The sequence below is a fragment of the Pseudomonas sp. UBA6315 genome, from assembly GCF_002438125.1.
Lineage (GTDB): Bacteria > Pseudomonadota > Gammaproteobacteria > Pseudomonadales > Pseudomonadaceae > Aquipseudomonas > Aquipseudomonas faucium.
Genome location: NZ_DJTF01000175.1, coordinates 1 through 19,394 on the forward strand (window position 1 = coordinate 1; position 19,394 = coordinate 19,394).

20 protein-coding genes and 1 pseudogene are annotated in these 19,394 nt (G+C 64.8%); 11 read left to right on the plus strand and 10 right to left on the minus strand.

The window, feature by feature from the left end; all coding sequences use genetic code 11:
* The 6 genes from pstA to B3E94_RS20375 form a co-directional block, all read left to right on the plus strand.
* Positions 1-1,370 (plus strand): phosphate ABC transporter permease PstA (gene pstA / locus B3E94_RS20350; protein WP_286914920.1); only part of this gene is annotated, 1,370 nt, incomplete at its 5' end.
* Between the two features lie 72 nt (positions 1,371-1,442).
* The gene (pstB, locus tag B3E94_RS20355) at positions 1,443-2,276 is read left to right on the plus strand and encodes a phosphate ABC transporter ATP-binding protein PstB (RefSeq protein ID WP_176517640.1); all 834 of its coding nucleotides are present in this window, start codon (positions 1,443-1,445) and stop codon (positions 2,274-2,276) included.
* 63 nt (positions 2,277-2,339) lie between these two features.
* A complete protein-coding gene (phoU, locus tag B3E94_RS20360; protein WP_176517641.1) occupies positions 2,340-3,110 on the plus strand; it encodes a phosphate signaling complex protein PhoU in 771 nt (256 codons plus the stop codon).
* A 165-nt stretch (positions 3,111-3,275) separates the two neighbouring features.
* Positions 3,276-4,172 carry a response regulator gene (locus B3E94_RS20365; RefSeq protein WP_286914921.1) on the plus strand — a complete coding sequence of 299 codons (897 nt, stop codon included), beginning with the start codon at positions 3,276-3,278 and terminating at the stop codon, positions 4,170-4,172.
* A 209-nt stretch (positions 4,173-4,381) separates the two neighbouring features.
* Positions 4,382-5,284, plus strand: coding sequence for a M23 family metallopeptidase (locus B3E94_RS20370; RefSeq protein WP_176517643.1), 903 nt, complete (start codon positions 4,382-4,384; stop codon positions 5,282-5,284).
* A gap of 168 nt (positions 5,285-5,452) precedes the next feature.
* Positions 5,453-5,752, plus strand: a complete 300-nt coding sequence (locus B3E94_RS20375; RefSeq protein ID WP_286914923.1) for an addiction module antidote protein — start codon at positions 5,453-5,455, stop codon at positions 5,750-5,752.
* A 35-nt stretch (positions 5,753-5,787) separates the two neighbouring features.
* Here B3E94_RS20375 and B3E94_RS20380 read toward each other — a convergent pair whose 3' ends face one another.
* The 3 genes from B3E94_RS20380 to phoB all read right to left on the minus strand — a co-directional run bounded on the left by B3E94_RS20380 (position 5,788) and on the right by phoB (position 9,289).
* Positions 5,788-7,128 carry a hemolysin family protein gene (locus B3E94_RS20380; protein ID WP_176517644.1) on the minus strand — a complete coding sequence of 447 codons (1,341 nt, stop codon included), beginning with the start codon at positions 7,126-7,128 and terminating at the stop codon, positions 5,788-5,790.
* 116 nt (positions 7,129-7,244) lie between these two features.
* On the minus strand, positions 7,245-8,552 hold the full coding sequence (gene phoR / locus B3E94_RS20385) for a phosphate regulon sensor histidine kinase PhoR (protein ID WP_176517645.1): 1,308 nt from the start codon (positions 8,550-8,552) through the stop codon (positions 7,245-7,247).
* A gap of 47 nt (positions 8,553-8,599) precedes the next feature.
* Entirely contained in the window at positions 8,600-9,289 is a 690-nt protein-coding gene (phoB, locus tag B3E94_RS20390; protein WP_003253341.1) for a phosphate regulon transcriptional regulator PhoB, read from the minus strand.
* 174 nt (positions 9,290-9,463) lie between these two features.
* On the opposite strand from phoB, the gene B3E94_RS20395 reads away from it, so the two are divergent.
* A complete protein-coding gene (locus B3E94_RS20395) occupies positions 9,464-9,832 on the plus strand; it encodes a hypothetical protein (protein WP_286914925.1) in 369 nt (122 codons plus the stop codon).
* Between the two features lie 117 nt (positions 9,833-9,949).
* Here B3E94_RS20395 and ubiA read toward each other — a convergent pair whose 3' ends face one another.
* Together ubiA and B3E94_RS20405 are read right to left on the minus strand one after the other, a co-directional pair.
* Positions 9,950-10,840: a 4-hydroxybenzoate octaprenyltransferase gene (gene ubiA / locus B3E94_RS20400; protein ID WP_176517647.1), complete on the minus strand. Its 891-nt coding sequence runs from the start codon at positions 10,838-10,840 to the stop codon at positions 9,950-9,952.
* The gene (locus B3E94_RS20405) at positions 10,840-11,397 is read right to left on the minus strand and encodes a chorismate--pyruvate lyase family protein (RefSeq protein WP_286914926.1); all 558 of its coding nucleotides are present in this window, start codon (positions 11,395-11,397) and stop codon (positions 10,840-10,842) included. The genes ubiA and B3E94_RS20405 overlap by 1 nt, the downstream gene beginning before the upstream one ends.
* Positions 11,398-11,526: 129 nt before the next feature.
* Between B3E94_RS20405 and B3E94_RS20410 the strand changes: the two genes are divergently transcribed.
* The 4 genes from B3E94_RS20410 (at position 11,527) to B3E94_RS20425 (ending at position 13,892) form a co-directional block, all read left to right on the plus strand.
* Positions 11,527-11,694, plus strand: coding sequence for a rubredoxin (locus B3E94_RS20410; RefSeq protein WP_008091623.1), 168 nt, complete (start codon positions 11,527-11,529; stop codon positions 11,692-11,694).
* 33 nt (positions 11,695-11,727) lie between these two features.
* The gene (locus tag B3E94_RS20415; RefSeq protein ID WP_286914928.1) at positions 11,728-12,876 is read left to right on the plus strand and encodes an NAD(P)/FAD-dependent oxidoreductase; all 1,149 of its coding nucleotides are present in this window, start codon (positions 11,728-11,730) and stop codon (positions 12,874-12,876) included.
* Between the two features lie 187 nt (positions 12,877-13,063).
* On the plus strand, positions 13,064-13,366 hold the full coding sequence (locus B3E94_RS20420) for an HU family DNA-binding protein (protein WP_176517650.1): 303 nt from the start codon (positions 13,064-13,066) through the stop codon (positions 13,364-13,366).
* 148 nt (positions 13,367-13,514) lie between these two features.
* Complete coding sequence (locus B3E94_RS20425; RefSeq protein WP_286914929.1) at positions 13,515-13,892, plus strand: helicase; 378 nt, start codon at positions 13,515-13,517, stop codon at positions 13,890-13,892.
* 122 nt (positions 13,893-14,014) lie between these two features.
* On the opposite strand, the gene B3E94_RS20430 is transcribed toward B3E94_RS20425, so the two are convergent.
* From B3E94_RS20430 to B3E94_RS20450, 5 genes and pseudogenes are all read right to left on the minus strand, one after another.
* A complete protein-coding gene (locus B3E94_RS20430) occupies positions 14,015-15,418 on the minus strand; it encodes an aminoacyl-tRNA deacylase and HDOD domain-containing protein (RefSeq protein WP_286914930.1) in 1,404 nt (467 codons plus the stop codon).
* A gap of 78 nt (positions 15,419-15,496) precedes the next feature.
* Positions 15,497-17,575, minus strand: coding sequence for an ATP-dependent DNA helicase RecG (recG, locus tag B3E94_RS20435; protein WP_176517653.1), 2,079 nt, complete (start codon positions 17,573-17,575; stop codon positions 15,497-15,499).
* 3 nt (positions 17,576-17,578) lie between these two features.
* Entirely contained in the window at positions 17,579-18,505 is a 927-nt protein-coding gene (locus B3E94_RS20440; protein ID WP_176517654.1) for a hydrogen peroxide-inducible genes activator, read from the minus strand.
* A gap of 94 nt (positions 18,506-18,599) precedes the next feature.
* Positions 18,600-19,334 (minus strand): energy transducer TonB, encoded by a 735-nt coding sequence (locus B3E94_RS20445; protein ID WP_176517655.1) that lies wholly within the window; start codon positions 19,332-19,334, stop codon positions 18,600-18,602.
* Positions 19,331-19,394 (minus strand): annotated as a pseudogene (locus B3E94_RS20450) (TonB system transport protein ExbD); the annotation flags it as partial. The pseudogene B3E94_RS20450 and the gene B3E94_RS20445, both read right to left, overlap by 4 nt.

Here is a 19,394-nt window from a genome sequence, read left to right on the forward strand (position 1 = left end):
TCAAGGTGGGTAACCGCGACCTCAACGGCAGCGACTTCACCTGGGTGGTCGGCGAGTGGCTGGTGGACGAGCAGCGTCCGGCCGACCTGATTGCCCTGGAGCGCCGCGAGTGGGGCAACTTCTATGGCTACCTGGTCAGCGTCAAGGAAGAAGGGCGCGTGGTCGCCGAAGGCCCTGGCGCGTGGAACGAGCTGCAGGCCCGCCTCAAGCGTGCCAGCCAGCTCAACAGCGAGCTGCAGACCCTGGAGAAGAAGGACATCGGTGCCATCAACCATGGCCTCGAACGCCTGCGCCTGCACAGCCGCAAGCTGGAGCTTGACGGCAAGCTGGATGCCGCGGCCCAGGCCGACATGGAAGCCGAGCGCGCCGAACTCAACAGCCGCTACAAGGCCATCGAAGACCGCCTCAGCGGCCTGCACCAGGCCTTCGCCCGCGACAGCCTGGTGGCCCGTGACGGCAACGGCCGCGAAGTGGAGATCAACCTGAGCAAGGTGGTGCACGCCATCCAGCCGAACGCCATGTCCGGCTTGACCAAGATGGGCACCTACTTCGCCAAGGTCTGGGAATTCCTCAGCGACGACCCGCGTGAAGCCAACACCGAAGGCGGTATCTTCCCGGCCATCTTCGGCACCGTGATGATGACCCTGATCATGGCCGTGATCGTCACCCCGTTCGGCGTGCTGGCGGCCGTGTACCTGCGTGAGTACGCCAAACAGGGCCCGGTGACGCGCCTGATCCGCATCGCCGTGAACAACCTGGCGGGCGTGCCGGCGATCGTCTACGGCGTGTTTGGCCTGGGCTTCTTCGTCTATGTGCTGGGCGGCTCGATCGACCGGCTGTTCTTCCCCGAAGCATTGCCGGCCCCGACCCTGGGTACCCCGGGCCTGCTGTGGGCCTCGCTGACCCTGGCACTGCTGGCGGTACCGGTGGTGATCGTTGCCACCGAAGAAGGCCTGGCGCGCATTCCGCGTACCGTGCGCGAAGGCTCGCTGGCCCTCGGCGCGACCAAGGCCGAGACCCTGTGGAAGATCGTATTGCCGATGGCCAGCCCGGCCATGATGACCGGCATGATCCTCGCCGTGGCCCGCGCCGCAGGTGAAGTAGCGCCGCTGATGCTGGTGGGTGTGGTCAAGCTGGCGCCGTCGCTGCCGCTGGATGGCAACTACCCGTACCTGCACCTGGACCAGAAGATCATGCACCTGGGCTTCCACATCTACGACGTCGGCTTCCAGAGCCCCAACGTCGAGGCCGCGCGGCCGCTGGTTTACGCCACCGCGCTGCTGCTGGTGATGGTGATCGCCACCCTCAACCTCTCGGCGGTGTGGATTCGTAACCACCTGCGCGAGAAGTACAAGGCGCTCGACCACTGAGCCTGAATTGCAAGCGAGCCGCCCGCAGCCGGGCGGCCCTTTGAAACGAATTGATAGCGTATGGAGTTGACCATGCAGCATGAATCCCACACCCACGGCATCGACATGTCTGCCCTGGGCCGCGACAAGCAGAGCCTGCGCCTGGCCGAAGAGACCGTGGCCATCGAAGTGCCTGGCCTGAGCCTCTACTACGGCGACAAGCAGGCGCTGTTCGACGTCAGCATGAACATCCCCAAGCAGCGCGTGACCGCCTTCATCGGCCCGTCCGGCTGCGGCAAGTCGACCCTGCTGCGCACCTTCAACCGCATGAACGACCTGGTTGACGGCTGCCGCGTGGAAGGCGCCATCAACCTGTACGGCAACGACATCTACCGCAAGGGCGAGGACGTTGCCGAGCTGCGCCGCCGCGTGGGCATGGTGTTTCAGAAGCCCAACCCGTTCCCCAAGACCATCTACGAGAACGTGGTGTACGGCCTGCGCATCCAGGGCATCAACAAGAAGCGTGTGCTCGACGAAGCGGTCGAGTGGGCACTGAAGGGCGCGGCCCTGTGGGACGAGGTCAAGGACCGCCTGCACGACTCGGCGCTGGGCCTGTCCGGCGGCCAGCAGCAGCGTCTGGTGATTGCCCGCACCATCGCCGTCGAGCCTGAAGTGTTGCTGCTCGACGAACCGTGCTCGGCACTGGACCCGATCTCGACGCTGAAGGTCGAAGAGCTGATCTACGAGTTGAAATCCAAGTACACCATCGTCATCGTCACCCACAACATGCAGCAGGCCGCGCGGGTGTCCGACTACACCGCGTTCATGTACATGGGCAAACTGGTCGAATTCGGGGATACCGACACCCTGTTCACCAACCCGGCGAAGAAGCAGACCGAAGACTACATCACCGGTCGCTACGGCTAAGCAGCCCTGCCAGGGAACGACACGAACCACTTGAAGCTTGCAGCTGCTTCGCGGAGCCAGACGATGATCAACAAAGAAAGCCTTACGCACCACATTTCCCAGCAGTTCAACGCCGAACTCGAAGAGGTGCGCAGCCACCTCCTGGCCATGGGCGGCCTGGTCGAGAAGCAGGTCAACGACGCGGTCACCGCGCTGATCGAGGCCGATTCGGGCCTGGCCCAGCAAGTGCGCGAAGTCGATGAGCAGATCAACCAGATGGAGCGCAACATCGACGAGGAATGCGTGCGCATCCTCGCCCGTCGGCAGCCGGCGGCCTCCGACCTGCGCCTGATCATCAGCATCTCCAAGTCGGTGATCGACCTGGAGCGCATTGGCGACGAATCGACCAAGATCGCCCGCCGCGCCATCCAGCTTTGCGAGGAAGGCGAGTCGCCGCGCGGCTACGTCGAAGTGCGCCACATCGGCGACCAGGTGCGCAACATGGTGCGCGATGCGCTGGATGCCTTCGCCCGCTTCGATGCCGACCTGGCGCTGTCGGTGGCCCAGTACGACAAGACCATCGACCGCGAGTACAAGACCGCGCTGCGCGAGCTGGTGACCTACATGATGGAAGACCCGCGCTCGATCTCGCGGGTCTTGAGCGTGATCTGGGCCCTGCGTTCGCTGGAGCGTATCGGCGACCACGCGCGCAACATCTCGGAGCTGGTGATCTACCTGGTCCGCGGCACCGACGTGCGCCACATGGGCCTCAAGCGCATGAAGGCGGAAGTCGAGGGCAGCGCTGGCCTCGAGGCCGAAATCGCTAATGTTCCGGGCGAACCTGACGATAAATAGGATTGCTCCCGAGCATCGACGCCCGGCCTTGGCCGGGCGTTTTCGTTTCTGCTCGAGCAGCCGGCAGGCACCCGCGTTTGATGCGACGAAGTCCCGGCGTGACGCAAAGATTGGCAAAAGGCCACCACTGAGCGGTAGGCTAGTCGGGATTCAAGAGGAGTATCGATGAGTAAAGTGAATGTGCTGGTCGTGGATGATGCTCCGTTCATCCGTGACCTGGTCAGAAAGTGCCTGCGCAACGCCTTCCCGGGCATGGTCATCGAAGATGCGGTGAACGGCCGCAAGGCCATGGCCATGCTGGCCAAGGAAACATTCGACCTGGTCCTGTGCGACTGGGAAATGCCGGAAATGTCCGGCCTCGAGCTGCTCACCTGGTGCCGCCAGCAGCCCGAGATGAAAGCGCTGCAGTTCATCATGGTGACTAGCCGCGGTGACAAGGAGAACGTGATCCAGGCCATCCAGGCCGGGGTTTCCGACTTTGTCGGCAAGCCGTTCACCAATGAACAGCTGCTGACCAAGGTGAAAAAGGCCCTGGCCAAGACTGGCAAGCTGGAAAGCCTGGTGGCCGGTGCGCCGGCGCGGGTCAATTCGGCGTTCGCCAACGATTCGCTCAGCGCCCTGACCGGCGGCAAGCCGGAAGCGGTCAAGGTGGCGGCGGCCCCGGCCCCGGCCAAGCCGTTGATCAATGCCCCCGCGCCGCAAACGGCGGCAGCGGCCGCGCAGTCCGGGCGTGGCCAGGGCCAGTTGCGCCTGGCCAGCGGCATCCAACCCTGCGTGATCAAGGCCCTGAGCCTCAAGGAGGCGCTGTTGGTGGTGCGCCGCAGCGCCGCGTTGCCTCAGGTGCTGGAAGGGGCGGTGCTGGACCTGGAGCAGGGCGAGAGCGCCGAAGTGGCGCGCCTCAATGGCTACCTGCATGCCGTGGCGGCGCTGGAGCCCAAGCCTGAGAGCGACTGGCTGCAGCTGACCTTCAAGTTCGTCGACCAGGATGCACAGAAGCTCGACTACCTGTCGCGGCTGATTGCCCGCGGCACGGCGCAGAAGCACTTCACCCCGGGCGCCTGATGCCCGACGGCTCAAGTTTGACGGCGCAACTGCCGGTGGGAGCGGGCTTGCCCCGCGAACACCGGCGAAGCCGGTGCCATCCACCGCGCTGCCTGTTTCGCGGGGCAAGCCCGCTCCCACACGTTACCCATCTTCCGACCAGCTGTAATACCGCTGCGAATACCTGCTGCTAGGCTTCGACAGAACACACCTGTCAAAAAGCCACTATCATGCCCGCCGCCGCCCGCTTGCTGCTGTTCTGTGCCTTGCTCTCGGCCTCGGCGTCGAGCCTGGGCGTGACCCTCTACAAGACCGTCGACAACCTCGGCGTGGCCTCGTACTCCGACCGCTACAGCCCTGGGGCGAAAACCTTCGAGCTGCGCGAGCCGATGCTCGAGCGCATCGATGGCCAGGTGCGCCTGCAGGCCGAGACCTTCCCGGGCGGTGTGCGCTTTCTGGTGCGCAACGAGCTGTATGTGCCGATGCAGGTCGAACTGCGCATCGATAAGCTGGCCAATGCCTTTGGCGGCAACAAGCCGCGCATCGTGGTCGCGGTGGTAGGGCCGCGCTCGACCCGGGTGCTGAGCTCGGTGCTGGCGGCGCCGGGCGGCAAACTGCAGTACGCCAGCAATTTCCAGTACGCCATGGGTGACCCCGGCCTGCGCTCCCAGGGCTACCGCTATCCCTTCCCATGGAAAGGCGGGCCGTTCCGCCTGACCCAAGGCCCCAACGGGCGTTTCAGCCATTTCGGCCCCAAGGCCCGCTATGCCATGGACATCGCCATGCCCGAGGGCACCCCGATCATCGCGGCGCGCGGCGGTATGGTGGTAAAGGTCGAGAACAACCAGAGCGGGCGCGGCAGCAACCCATCGGGCAATTTCGTGCGCATCCTGCACCCGGACGGCACCATGGGCGTGTACCTGCACCTGATGCGCGGCTCGGTGGTGGTGGCGGAGGGGCAGCAGGTGGTGCTGGGGCAGGCGCTGGCCAAGTCGGGCAACACCGGCAACAGCACCGGCCCGCACCTGCACTTCGTGGTGCAACGCAACGTGGGCCTGGCGCTGGAGTCGATACCGTTCCAGTTCGACCGACCGATCGGCGGGTTGCCGGACTTTACAGCTGGTAATCCTTGAATACTTGGCTGGATGTGATTTATAAGCTACAAAGCGCTCATGAAGAGCATCAAGCAAACTGCCACCTACAGGAACTGGGAACGCAAGCTTCGCGACAAGCAGGCAAGGGCAATCATCGCCGCAAATCGAGACAGCGAAAGCCCTGGCCAGCCAGTGGAGTGATGAGGAATGAAAGAAAAGTTGTATGACTATGATCCAGCCGAAGCGCTGACGGACCCTGAGGCCATCGCCGTGTTCATGGAGGACGCTTTCGAAACGGGTGATGCGGGCTATATCGCGCAGGCCCTAGGGGTAGTGGCTCGGGCAAAAGGGATGTCCGCCATAGCCAATGAGGCAGGGGTTTCCAGGGAGCATCTGTACCGCTCGTTCTCGGAAAAGGGTAACCCCACCTTGAAGACAATGCTGGCCGTGATGCGAGCCGTCGGGCTGGACCTGACGTCTCGCAAGCACATCAAACCTGCACACTGAGCATGGCCAAGGGGCCGCCGAGCGGCCCCGATGGCTCAATCGAGCTTGAGCACCTTGGCCAGCACGATCTTCGGCCCTTTCATCTTCTTGATGATGATGCGCAGGCCTTCGACTTCCAGCACTTCCTCTTCTTCAGGCACGCGCTTGAGGGTCTCGTAGATCAGGCCGGCGAGGGTTTCCGCCTCGATGTGGTCCAGGTCGATGCCGAGCAGGCGCTCGACCTTGAACAAGGGCGTGTCGCCGCGCACCAGCAGCTTGCCGGGCTGGTAGGCGAGGATGCCGCGCTCGGTCTTGCGGTGCTCGTCCTGGATATCGCCCACCAGCACTTCCAGCACGTCTTCCATGGTCAGGTAGCCGATCACCTTGCCATCGGCTTCCTCCACCAGCACGAAGTGCGCGCCGCCCTTGCGGAACTGCTCCAGCAGCTGGGCCAGCGGCATGTGCCGGGATACGCGCTCCAGCGGCCGGGCCAGGTCTTCGAGGTCGACGGTTTCCGGCAGGTGTTCGAGCTCCGCCAGCTCCAGCAGCAGGTCCTTGATGTGCAAGAGGCCTGTGAATTCCTCGCGCGCGGCGTCGTACAGCGGGTAGCGGCTGAACTTGTGGCGGCGCACCAGGGCGAGCACTTCCTTGAGCGGTGCGTGGGCGTCGATGCTGACCATGTCTTCGCGCGAGTTGGCCCAGTCGACCACTTCCAGCTCGCCCATTTCCACGGCCGAGGCCAGCACGCGCATGCCCTGGTCGCTTGGGTCCTGGCCACGGCTGGAGTGCAGGATCAGCTTGAGCTCTTCGCGGCTGTAGTGGTGCTCGTGGTGCGGGCCTGGCTCACCTTGCCCGGCGATGCGCAGGATGGTGTTGGCGCTGGCGTTGAGCAGGTAGATGGCCGGGTACATCAGCCAGTAGAACAGGTACAGCGGCACGGCCGTCCACAGCGACAGCAGCTCGGGCTTGCGGATCGCCCACGACTTGGGCGCCAGTTCGCCGACCACGATGTGCAGGTACGAGATGACGAAGAAGGCGATGAAGAACGACACGGCCTTGATCAGTTCGGGGGTGTTCACGCCCAGGTAGTCGAGCAGCGGTTCGAGCAGGTGGGCGAAGGCCGGCTCACCGACCCAGCCCAGGCCCAGCGAGGCCAGGGTGATACCCAGCTGGCAGGCCGAGAGGTAGGCGTCGAGCTGGTTGTGTACCTTGCGCAGGATGCTGCCGCGCCAGCCATGCAGCTCGGCGATGGACTCGACGCGCGTGGAGCGCAGCTTGACCATGGCGAACTCGGCGGCAACGAAGAAGCCGTTGAGCAGCACCAGGAACAGGGCAAAGAGAATCATGCCGAAATCGGCGAAGAGCGAGGTGAGGCTGATACCAGGGGAAGGGTCCATGATGGAGTTTTTACGGGGTCCGTCTTCGAGAAAGGTTGAAAGTAAAGTGCCAGCGTTGGCTGGCACAGGGGATCCAATGTAGCGGCTGGGGCGGCAAAAGCAAAGTAACCCGTTGCTCAGCCCTTGCCGTTGGCCAGTTGCACCGGGGCAAAGTGGCAGGTGAAGGTGCTGCCGTGACCGGGCACGCTGCTGATTTCCAGCTTGCCCCGGTGGCGCATCAGCACGTGCTTGACGATTGCCAGCCCCAGGCCGGTGCCGCCGGTGTTGGAGGCGCGGCTGGAATCGACCCGATAGAAGCGCTCGGTCAGGCGTGGCAGGTGCTTGGCATCGATGCCGACCCCCGAATCCTGCACCGACAGGTGCGCGCCCTGGGCATCGGCCCACCAGCGGATACGGATGCTGCCTTGGTCCTGGGTGTACTTCACCGCATTGAACACCAGGTTGGAAAAGGCGCTGCGCAGTTCCGACTCGCTGCCCTTGAGCTTCAGGCCCGGCGCGGCTTCCAGGGTGATGCGCTGGTTGCGCGGCCCGGACAGCGCCTGGGCGTCGTTGTAGATCGACTGCAGCAGGCCATCGACTGCCACCGGCTGGTTGTCGGAGGGGTAGTCGGTGGCTTCGAGCTTGGCCAGCAGCAGCAGGTCGTTGAGCAGCGTCTGCATGCGCGCGCCTTGCTGGTTCATCTGCTGCAATGCCCGGGCCCAGCGCGGGTTCACGTCTTCGACGTTGTCCAGCAGGGTTTCCAGGTAGCCGGTGATGACGGTCAGCGGGGTGCGCAGCTCGTGGGAGACGTTGGCGACGAAGTCCTTGCGCATCTGCTCGAGCTGGTGAATGCGGGTGACGTCGCGCACCAGCATCAGGTGCTCGTTGTTGCCGTAGCGGGTCAGGTGCAGTTGCACACGCAGGCGGTCGTTGATCGGTGAGGGGATTTCCAGCGGTTCGGCGTAGTTTTCCGACTCGAAGTATTCCTTGAAGCGCGGGTGGCGCACCAGGTTGGTCACTGGCTGGCCGCCGTCTTGCGGGGTCTTGAAGCCGAGCAGGGTTTCCGCGGCGCGGTTCCACCACTCAAGGTTGCCGTCGCTGTCGAGCATGATCACCGCGTCACGCAGTGCGGCGGTGGACTCCTGCACCCGGTCGATCACCGCCTGCAGGCGCCCGCGCACGCGCTGGTCGCGGCGTTGCAGGTGGTAGATGCTGTCGAACACCTCGCCCCACAGGCCGTAGCCGTCGGGCGGGGCTTCGTCGGGCTGGTGGTTGCGCAGCCAGTCATGCAAACGCAGCAGCTGCTTGAGGGTCCAGCCCAGGTAGAGCGCCAGGCCGATGGCCAGGCTCCAGCCGTAGTAACCGCTGACCAGGCCGCCGATCAGGCAGACGGTGATCAGCAGCAGCAGGTGACGAATCAGGGTCGCGTGCCAGTTCTGGTTCAATTGACGGTCCTTGTACAACGACGTGCGGCGTGGCGCTGGTGGCCCGATCAGCTCTTGGTCGAGAAGCGGTAGCCAGTGCCGCGCACGGTTTGTACCAGATTTTCGTAGGCTTCACCCAGTGCCTTGCGCAAGCGGCGGATGTGCACGTCTACGGTGCGCTCCTCGACATACACGTTGCCGCCCCAGACCTGGTCGAGCAATTGGCCACGGGTGTAGGCGCGCTCCTGGTGGGTCATGAAGAACTGCAGCAGGCGGTATTCGGTGGGGCCCATTTCCGCAGGCTTGCCATCGATGGTCACGCGGTGGCTGATCGGGTCGAGCAGCAGGCCGCCGACTTCGATCGGCGCTTCGCTGTCGCTCGGGCCGGTGCGACGCAGCACGGCCTTGAGGCGGGCGACCAGCTCGCGTGGGGAGAACGGCTTGGTGATGTAGTCGTCGGCGCCCACTTCCAGGCCCTGGATCTTGTTGTCTTCCTCGCCCTTGGCGGTGAGCATGATGATCGGGATGTCGCCGGTCAGCTCGTCACGCTTGAGGCGGCGCGCCAGCTCGATGCCGGAGGTGCCGGGCAGCATCCAGTCGAGCAGGATCAGGTCCGGCTTGCGGTCGACGATGATGGCGTGGGCCTGCTGGGAGTTCTCGGCTTCCAGGCAGTCATAGCCGGCCATTTCCAAGGCAACGGCGATCATCTCGCGAATGGGCGCTTCGTCGTCGACGATCAGAATGTTCCTGCCAACCATGCTCAAAACCTCTCCCGGATAATCGTGTCTGGCCCGCATTAGATAACGGAATTATTGCAGCTGTGTGACAGGGCGTTGGCCGTTCTGGCGACATTGCATGACTGGGCTAGGCTAGAAAGGGCCGCTGCGCCGGCACATCGAACCTATTCCACCCCCGAACCAATGGTGAATCCAATGACACGACATACGCTGAGCTGGATGGCCCTTTTCGCTGCACTGGCGCTCCCGGGGGTGGCGTCTGCCCAACATGCGATGGAGAAGGACGGCATGTTCGTCGATCACAAGGGCATGACGCTGTACACCTTCGACAAGGATGCCGGTGGCAAGTCGATGTGCAATGGCGAGTGCGCTACCAACTGGCCGCCTTTGATGGCCGAGAAGGGCGAGAAGGCCGAAGGCAAGTGGACCCAGATCAAGCGCGACGACGGCAAGATGCAGTGGGCGTATGACGGCAAGCCGCTGTATACCTTCGTCAAGGACAAGAAAGCCGGTGACATGACCGGTGATGGCATGAAGGACGTCTGGCACGTCGCCAAGCCTTGAGATTGCCGGGGCCGCGTGGCGGCCCTATCGCGACACAAGGCCGCTCCTACAGAGGACCGTGGTGTTTTGTAGGAGCGGCCTTGTGTCGCGAAAGGGCTGCAAAGCAGCCCCAAACATTCAGCGCAGTGCGTAGTCGAGCACTACACCCATGAAGATGATCAACCCCGCCCAGTGGTTGTGCAGAAACGCCTTGAAGCACGACTCGCGGTCCAGCTTGCGCGTCGACCAGAACTCCCAGGCAAAGCACAGCACCGCCCCCAGCAGCCCCAGGTGGAACCACCCCCCCAGGTCGAAGCGACTACCGGCCAGCAACAGGCACCCCAGCGACAGCAGCTGCAGGGTGAGGATGATCACCCGGTCGGCCTCGCCGAACAGGATCGCCGTCGATTTCACGCCAATCTTCAGGTCGTCGTCGCGATCGACCATGGCGTAGTAGGTGTCATACCCCACCGTCCACAGCAGGTTGGCGATGTACAGCAGCCAGGCACTGGCCGGCAGCTCGCCGCCAGCGGCCGTGAAGGCCATGGGGATGCCCCAGGAATATGCCGCGCCCAGCACCACCTGCGGGTAGTAGGTGTAGCGCTTCATGAACGGGTAGCAGAACGCCAGCGCCACCGCGCCGAACGACAGCCACACGGTCTGGCTGTTGGTGCACAGCACCAGCAGGAAGCTCACCGCGACCAGGATGGCGCACAGCGCCAGCGCCTCGCGCGGCTTGACCCGGCCGCTGGCCAGGGGCCGGTCGGCAGTGCGCTTGACGTGGCCATCGACCTTGCGGTCGGCGAAGTCGTTGATGCAGCAGCCGGCGGCCCGCATCAGCACCACGCCGAGGCCGAAGATCAGCACGTTGGCCAGCGTCGGCGAACCTTGCCCGGCAATCCACACTGCAGTGAGGGTGGGCCACAGCAGCAGGTAGATGCCGATCGGCCGGTCCATGCGGCTGAGCTGGACGAAGTCCCACGCGCGCGGGTGCACGCGGTTGAGCGACTTGAGCAGTTGCAGGTACATCAGCGGGTTTCCTCCTTGGCCGCTTGCCACAGGGTCGGCAGGAACACTTCGGCCACCAGCAGGTCGAGGCCGTCGCGGGCGAAGCGCGAGCGCCGCCCCCACAAGCCTTCTGCGGCGGCCTGTTCAGGTAGCCAGGCGTGCGGATAGGTACACACTTCGATAGGGTGGCGGACGAACGCCTGGTCGCAGAATAGCAACTCGCCCAGCGAGCGGCTGCCCAGGGTTTCCAGGTCCAGGCCGCCGCGCTCCAGCGCGCTGCGGCTGGCCACGCTGCGGGCGAATACCCAGGCCTGGCCATGGCCACGCAGGTACACCTCGCGCACCCAGCCTTCCGCGCCCGGGGCGATGCCCAGCGCCTGGCATTCGTCATCGCGCAGCGGCTGCCAGCCCTCGAACAGGGGGGTGACGCTGAAGTGGTCGTGGGACAGGCGGGTCAGGCGGCGAGTCAGGGAGCCTTCGTCGAACAGCCAGTCGAGGGTAGGCTGGTCGATATCGGTCGCCAGCTGTGAATACGGCAGCCACGCGACAGCGGCTGCTTGCGGGGATTCGTACGACACGTCGGTATGCTTGTTACAGCCAGAGAGGCGGCGAGCTTAGCATGATTGCCCCAAGTGCTTGCATAATGCCCGCGAAAGGGCCTCGAGCCCCCTTACAAAGCCTGAGCCTGTACCGAGGAACGACCAACCATGAAGAAGTGGCAATGTATTGTCTGTGGCCTGATCTATGACGAAGCCGAAGGCTGGCCGGACGACGGCATCGCCCCCGGCACCCGCTGGGAAGATGTCCCGCAGGACTGGCTGTGCCCCGACTGCGGCGTCGGCAAGAGCGACTTCGAAATGATCGCCATCGGCTGATCCCACCCCCCTGCAACGAGAGGAACGCACGACATGACGCTCCCTGTGGTAATCATCGGTACCGGCCTTGCGGGCTACAACCTGGCCCGTGAATTTCGCAAGCTCGATGGCGAGACGCCGCTGCTGCTGATCACCGCCGATGACGGTCGCTCCTATTCCAAGCCCATGCTCTCCACCGGTTTTGCCAAGCAAAAGGACGCCGATGGCCTGTGCATGGCCGAGCCGGGCGCCATGGCCGAGCAACTCAAGGCCGAGGTGCGCACCCACACCCGCATCAGCGGCATCGACCCCGGGCACAAGCGCCTGTGGATCGGTGAAGAGGCCGTGGCGTACCGCGACCTGGTGCTGGCCTGGGGCGCGCAGACCGTGCAGGTACCGGTCGAAGGTGACGGTGCCGAGCGGGTGTTCCCGATCAACGACCTGGAGGACTACGCGCGTTTTCGCGCCGCCGCCGCCGGCCGGCAGCGTGTGCTGATCCTGGGTGCCGGCCTGATCGGCTGTGAATTCGCCAACGACATGAGCCTGGGCGGGTTCCAGGTCGATGTGGTGGCACCCTGCGAACAGCTCATGCCGACCCTCCTGCACCCTGCTGCCGCGGCAGCGGTACAGGCCGGGCTGCAAGGGCTGGGGGTGCGCTTTCACCTCGGCCCGGTGCTGACCCGCCTGGAGCGGCAGGGTGAGGGGCTGCAGGCGCATCTGTCCGACGGCACGCAGATCGCCTGTGACCTGGTGGTCTCGGCCATCGGCCTGCGCCCGCGTATCGACCTGGCCGCCGCCGCCGGGCTGCAGACCAACCGGGGCGTGGTGGTGGACCGCCACCTGCGGACCTCGCATAACAACATCTACGCCCTGGGCGACTGCGCCGAAGTCGACGGCATCAACCTGCTCTACGTGATGCCGCTGATGGCCTGCGCCCGCGCCCTGGCCCAGACCCTGGCCGGCAACCCGGCGCAAGTCAGCTACGGGCCGATGCCCATCACCGTGAAAACCCCGGCGTGCCCGCTGGTGGTTTCGCCTGTGCCCCAGGGCCTTGAAGGCACTTGGCAGGTAGAGGGGCAGGGCAGCGACCTGAAAGTGCTCTGCCATGCGGCTGACGGCCAGCTCCTGGGTTACACCCTGACCGGCAGCGCCGTGCTGGAGAAGCTGGCGCTGAACAGGCAGTTACCCGCGCTCATGGCGTAAATAGCGGGCGTTCTGTCGGATTTATCCTGTTGTTGCCCGCACAATGGCCGCCCTGATACTGGCGCGGCCTCGGGGAGCGTGCCATCCTCACTTCCGTCTGCCGCAGATTAGAGCCTGCGGTGCCTTGAACGCTGCTTCAATGGCAGCACGGCATAACAACAAGAAATCCCGTCAAAGAGGCTTCACTATGCGTAAACCAGATCTCACCGCCGTCATCGCCGAAAAGGCCGATCTGACCAAGGAAAAGGCCAACGAGGTGCTGAATGCGATTCTCGACAGCATCACCGGTGCCCTGGACAAGGACACGGTCACGCTGGTCGGCTTCGGTACCTTCGAAAAACGTCATCGTGGTGCCCGCACCGGGAAAAACCCGCAAACCGGCGAGCCGGTGAAAATCAAGGCCAGCAACACCGTTGCCTTCAAGCCTGGCAAGAACCTGCGCGACAGCGTCAACACGCAGCCTGCCAAGGCGGCCAAGAAAGCCAAGTGATCGATTCCTGACATCCCCAGTGTCGGTTCAGCGGGCGCCCGAGGGCGCCCGTTGTGCTTTCTGCCGCCAACGTGCGGCGAACTTGCATAAATAGTTCAAGAAAAGGATAAACTGCGCGCTTCAGTCATATTTCATTCGAGGCGCGTTGATGAAGTTTCGCTTTCTTCTCTGGGCCATGGGGCTGCTGATGGCCAGGGCCAGCCGCAACAACCCGGCGTTCCAGCAGCAACTCAAGGACAAGGACCTGGTGTTCCAGATGCAGACCCTGGACGGCAAGGTGGCCCGGCACTTCATCGTCAGTGGCGAGCGCATCAGCAGCAAGGGCGGCATGCACGCGCAGCCGGCCTTTGCCATCGCCTTCAAGGACGCCGCCTATGGCTTTGCCACGATGCAGGCGGGCAACAAGCAGCTGGCGTTCATGCAGGGGATTCAGGACAAGAACATCCAGATCAAGGGCAATCCGGCTTTGGTGATGTGGTTCCAGGGCTTGATGAAGTACCTGAAGCCGAAAAAGAAGAAGGGCTGAAATGGTTGGGGCTGCTTGGCAGCCCAATCGCCGGCAAGCCGGCTCCCACTAGGGATATCACCTGGTCGGAACCTGTGGGAGCCGGCTTGCCGGCGATGGGCCGCGTAGCGGCCCCGGGCAAATCAATGCGGCGCGTTGAACTGCGAAGCCAGTTCGCGCAACAAGGTCTCGGCCTCGAGCACCTTGTTCACCACATCCTCAGCCTTGTCCCGGGTGATCCCCAGGCGCTCCAGCAACTCGTCCGGTATCGCTTCCTGCGGCCCCGAGCCAATCCCGCGCATGCGCAGCAGGCGAGTCGCCAGGCACACCAGGTTCGGGTACGCCGCGTACTCACCCTCATACGCCGGGTCGTGCTGGAAGCGCAGCGCCGTGGACAGCTCTTCGGGCATGTCCCACAGCTTCATCAGCCAGGCGCCGATCTGTTCGCGGCTGATGCCCAGCAGGTGCTGCTCGACGAAGGTGTGGCACAGGTGCGGGTTGACCTCCAGGTGCCGGCAGATCAGCGAGAAGTGCGGCGGAAACACGTGCGCCAGCAGCAGATAGCCGAAGTTGTGCAGCAGCCCGGCCAGGTAGGTCAGGCCCGCTTCCGGGCGCTCGGCGCGCGGCATGGCGCGGGTCAGGCCCTCGATGATCGCCGCGGTGTAGATCGACTGCTGCCAGTACGGCGTCGCCTGCTGCGGATGGTCCTTGGGCAAGCTCAGGGTCTTGCCCAGGGCCAGGCCCAGGGCCAGGTTGATCACCAGGTCGAAGCCCAGCACGCGGACGATGGCATCTTCCACCGAGCGGATCTTGCCGGGTGAGGCGTAGTAGGGCGATGCGGCCCAGCTCACCACCTGCGCGGCCAGCGCCGGGTCGGTTTCGACCACGCCGGTGATGTCGTCGATGCTGGCATTGGGGCCGACGCGCAGCTTGATGATCTTCTGCGCGGTGTCGGCCAGCGGCGGGATCTCGATGGTTTCTTCCAGGCGCTTCTGGATGCGCCGCGCAGTGAAGGCCTGGACGGCCTGGGTGATTTCCCGGGAGTCGTCGTCTGGCCGGTCGAGGTTGGGGCGGATGTCCCTGACCGGTTGGCCGAAACTGCCGGCGCTGGCCTTTTTCAGCATGCGCTTGAAGTCATCCTGCTGGATTTCCAGCAACAGCCCGGCTTCGCCAGACTGGACATACAGTTTTTGCGCAGCGAGCAACTTGTCTTCGTACAGGCACGGCGAGCTGGTCAGCGCCGGAATGGCAGGCAGGGCCTTGAGATGGTGCTTGTCGAGCATCTGCTTGAGGCGGGCCACGGGCACGGCCTTGAGCTTGCGGCCGGTCAGCTCTTCCAGGCGGTTGAGGTCCAGCAGCTTGCTCTGCGGGAACAGCACCATCAGGGCGCCGATCTCGTCGTCGAGCAGGATCGCCTGCACCCGCGATGCGGCGGGCAGGTGCGGATGCTCCGCCACTTCGCGGTAGGCCACGCCCAGTTTTTCGAGCAACAGCCGGATGACAGACGGTGCGTGGGGGGTTGCGGTGTCCAAAGCAACTTCAGTCATGGTCTGTATCCACTAATTCTTTTAAACGCGAAGTATAACCAGCCTGACCGCAAAGCTGGATCCATTCTGGGACTGGCGTCACACCTGGCCATATTGCTGGCCGTGACGCAGCCAGCGGTCGAGCAGCGGGCTGACGTGGTCCGGCCAGCGCGCCAGCAAGGCTTGCGCGGCGTCGCGCACGGCCGGCAGCAGGTCGGCGTCGCGCATCAGGTCGGCGACCTTGAACTGCAACAGCCCGGTCTGGCGTGTGCCGAGCATCTCGCCGGGGCCGCGCAGCTCCAGGTCCTTTTCGGCGATGACGAAGCCATCGTTGGTTTCACGCATGATCCCCAGCCGTTCGCGGCCGATCTGCGACAGTGGCGGGTGATACAGCAGCACGCAGTGGCTCACCGCGCTGCCCCGGCCAACCCGGCCGCGCAGCTGGTGGAGCTGGGCCAGGCCCAGGCGCTCGGGGTTCTCGATGATCATCAGGCTGGCGTTGGGCACGTCGACGCCCACTTCGATCACCGTGGTGGCCACCAGCAGTTGCAGGTTGCCTTGCTTGAACTCGGCCATCACCGCGGCTTTTTCTGCAGGCTTCATGCGCCCGTGGATCAGGCCCACGCGCAGCTCGCCCAGGGCGCTGCCGAGTTCTTCATAGGTGCTTTCGGCGGCCTGGCAGGTGAGCTCCTCGGATTCCTCGATCAAGGTGCACACCCAGTACGCCTGGCGCCCTTCGGCACAGGCGGCGCGCACGCGCTCGACCACTTCGAAGCGGCGGCTGTCGGCGACCAGCACGGTGTTCACCGGCGTGCGGCCTGGCGGCAGTTCGTCGAGCACCGAGGTGTCGAGGTCGGCATAGGCGCTCATGGCCAGGGTGCGCGGGATCGGCGTGGCGGTCATGATCAGTTGGTGCGGGCACAGCTCGCCGGCCACGCCCTTCTTGCGCAAGGCCAGGCGCTGCTGCACGCCGAAGCGGTGCTGTTCGTCGATGATCGCCAGGGCCAGGTGCTTGAACTGCACCTCTTCCTGGAACAATGCATGGGTGCCGACCACCATCGGTGCGCCGCCGGCAATCTGTTCGAGCGCGCTGGCGCGGGCCTTGCCCTTGAGCTTGCCAGCCAGCCAGGCGACTTCCAGGCCCAGCGGCTCCAGCCAGCGCTTGAAGGTGATGTAGTGCTGTTCGGCGAGAATCTCGGTGGGCGCCATCAGCGCCACCTGATAGCCGGCTTCCAGGGCCTGCAGCGCGGCGAGGGCGGCGACCACGGTCTTGCCGGCGCCGACATCGCCTTGTACCAGGCGCATCATCGGCTCGGCCTGGCTCAGGTCGTAGGCGATCTCGTTGGCCACCCGCTGCTGGGCGCCGGTCGGCTGGAAGCCCAGGTTGGCCAGGTACTGCGCCTGCAGGCGCTTGGCCTTGGGCAAAACGGGCGCGCGCAGGCTGCGCAGGCTCTCGCGCAGGCGCTGCTGGGACAGCTGGTGGGTCAACAGTTCTTCGAAAGCCAGGCGGTGCTGGGCCCAGTGATGGCCTTCGGCGAGTTCGTCGAGGTCGGCATCGGCCGGCGGGTTGTGCAGGTAACGGATGGCGTCGTCCAGCGGCGCCAGCTGGTAGTCGCGGGCCAGTTCATCAGGTAGCCAGTCCGGCAGGCTGCGCGGGCCGAGCATGCCCAGGCTCTGCTGGCAGAGCAGGCGCAGGCGCTGCTGGGTGAGGCCCTCGGTGGACGGGTAGATCGGCGTCAGGGTCTGCTCGACCGGAGGAGGCGGTTCGTCGCCATTGAGCGCGCGGTACTCGGGGTGGTAGATCTCCAGGCCCGAGGCGCCGGGGCGGGCCTCGCCGTAGCAGCGCAGGTGGGTGCCACGCTTGAGGCCTTCCTTCTGCGCATTGCTGAAGTGATAGAAGCGCAGGCTCAGCACGCCGCTGCCATCACCCAGGCGCACCACCAGGCTGCGGCGCTTGCCCATGGTCACATCGGCGCCGCTGACCACGCCTTCGATTACCGCATCCTGCCCAGGGCGCAACTGGCCGATGGGCACCACGCGGGTGCGGTCCTGGTAGCGCAGGGGCAGGTGGAACAGCACATCCTGCAGGTTTTCCAGGCCGACCTTGGCGAGCTTTTCCGCCATGGCTTCGCCAACGCCCTTGAGCGCGGTGACCGAGACCTTCGACAGCTCAGTCATGGATCAGGCCGGCTGTTCCACGGGCGGCTTGGCCACCGAGCAGAGGCGGATCGAGTCGGCAAGGATCTCGATGGCCTTCGGCCGTGGGAAGCTGGCGCGCCAGGCGATGGCCACGGTGCGGAATGGGGCGGGCGCGGTCAGCGGGCGAACTTCGATCACCCCGGGCGCGTAGTGGTGGCTGTGCACCGCCGACAGCGGCAGGATCGACACGCCCAGGCCCGAGGCGACCATGTGGCGGATGGTTTCCAGCGAGCTGGACTCGACCGTGGTGTGCTTGGAACCTTCGCCGCCCTTGTTCAGCGTCGGGCAGGCTTCCAGGACCTGGTCGCGGAAGCAGTGGCCCTCGCCCAGCAGCAGCAGGCTCTTGTCGTTGAGCATGGCGGTGTCGATGGTCTTTTTCGCCGTCCACGGGTGGTCGGCGGGCATCAGCGCGCAGAACGGTTCGTCGTACAGCGGCAGGGTCAGCACGTCGGCCTCGTTGAACGGCAGGGCGATGATCACTGCGTCCAGTTCGCCATTGCGCAGTTTCTCGCGCAGCACGTGGGTGAAGTTTTCTTCGATGTACAGCGGCATCTGCGGCGCCACGCGGTGCAGCTGCGGAATCAGATGGGGGAACAGGTAGGGGCCGACGGTATAGATGGCACCGACCTTGAGCGGCGCGGTCAGCTGGTTCTTGCCGGCCTGGGCCAGTTCGCGAATGCCCTGGGCCTGCTCCAGCACCTTCTGCGCCTGGGCGACGATGCTCTCGCCGACCGGGGTCAGGCGTACCGCGCTCTTGCTGCGCTCGAAGATCAGCACACCAAGCTCGTCCTCAAGCTTTTTCACGCCCACCGACAGGGTCGGCTGGCTGACATGGCAGCGCTCGGCCGCGTGGCCGAAATGCTGCTCTTGGGCAAGGGTGACGATGTAGCGAAGTTCTGTGAGGGTCATAACGTGCGTCCATGAAGTTGCCGGCCCAGCATAGCGGCTGCAATCGATAGACGCACGTTATCAGACTTGCTGATTTGTGACAGAAACAAAAGTATCAGCGACGGTCCAGCGAGTAGACGAACGGTGCCACGACCTCGATCGTGCCATTGTTCAACAGCTCCGGTGGTGGCTTGGGCACTGTGCCGGCGCGGCGGATCATCTCCAGGGTCGCCCGGTCCAGCGCGGCGCTGCCGGAACCGCCGGCCATCGAGTACGACACCACTTTGCCTTCGGCGTCGACCACGAAGCGCAGCCGGTTGATGCCTTGCAGGCCACGACGGCGAGCGTCTTCCGGGTAGCGCTTGTACTTCGCCAGGTGGCGCAGCAGGTCGCTCTGCCAGGTCGGCAACGCTTGGCTGTTGGAGGCAATGCTCGGCGCCGGTGCCGCCGACTTCTGCGGTGGCGAGTTGCTTGGCGGCGTGTCCGCTACCTGCTCCTTGGCCGGTGGCTCATCCTTCGGCGGCTCAGGCTTTTTCTCGGGCTTGGGCGGCTGTGGCTTGGGCTTTGGCTTGGGCGGCTTGGCGATGGCGATTTTCGGTTTCGGCGCCTCGACCAGCTTGGGCAGCGGTGGTTCCTCGACCGGTGCCGGCGGCTGTGGGGCGGCCTTCGGAGGTGGTGGCGGTGCGGGCTCGGGCAGCGGCGCCAGCTCGACCATCATGGCTGCCGGGGGCAGCTCGATGGCCTGGGGCACCGACCAGTTGAGCGTCAGCAGCACAGCGACCACGTGCACGCCCAGCACGATCGCCAGGCTGCCGCCGTAGCGCGCCATGTTTGAGCGCGGTTTCGTCATTTCTTGGCTGCCGTCTCGAGACCTACCAGACCGACCTTGAGGTAGCCGGCCGCGCGCATG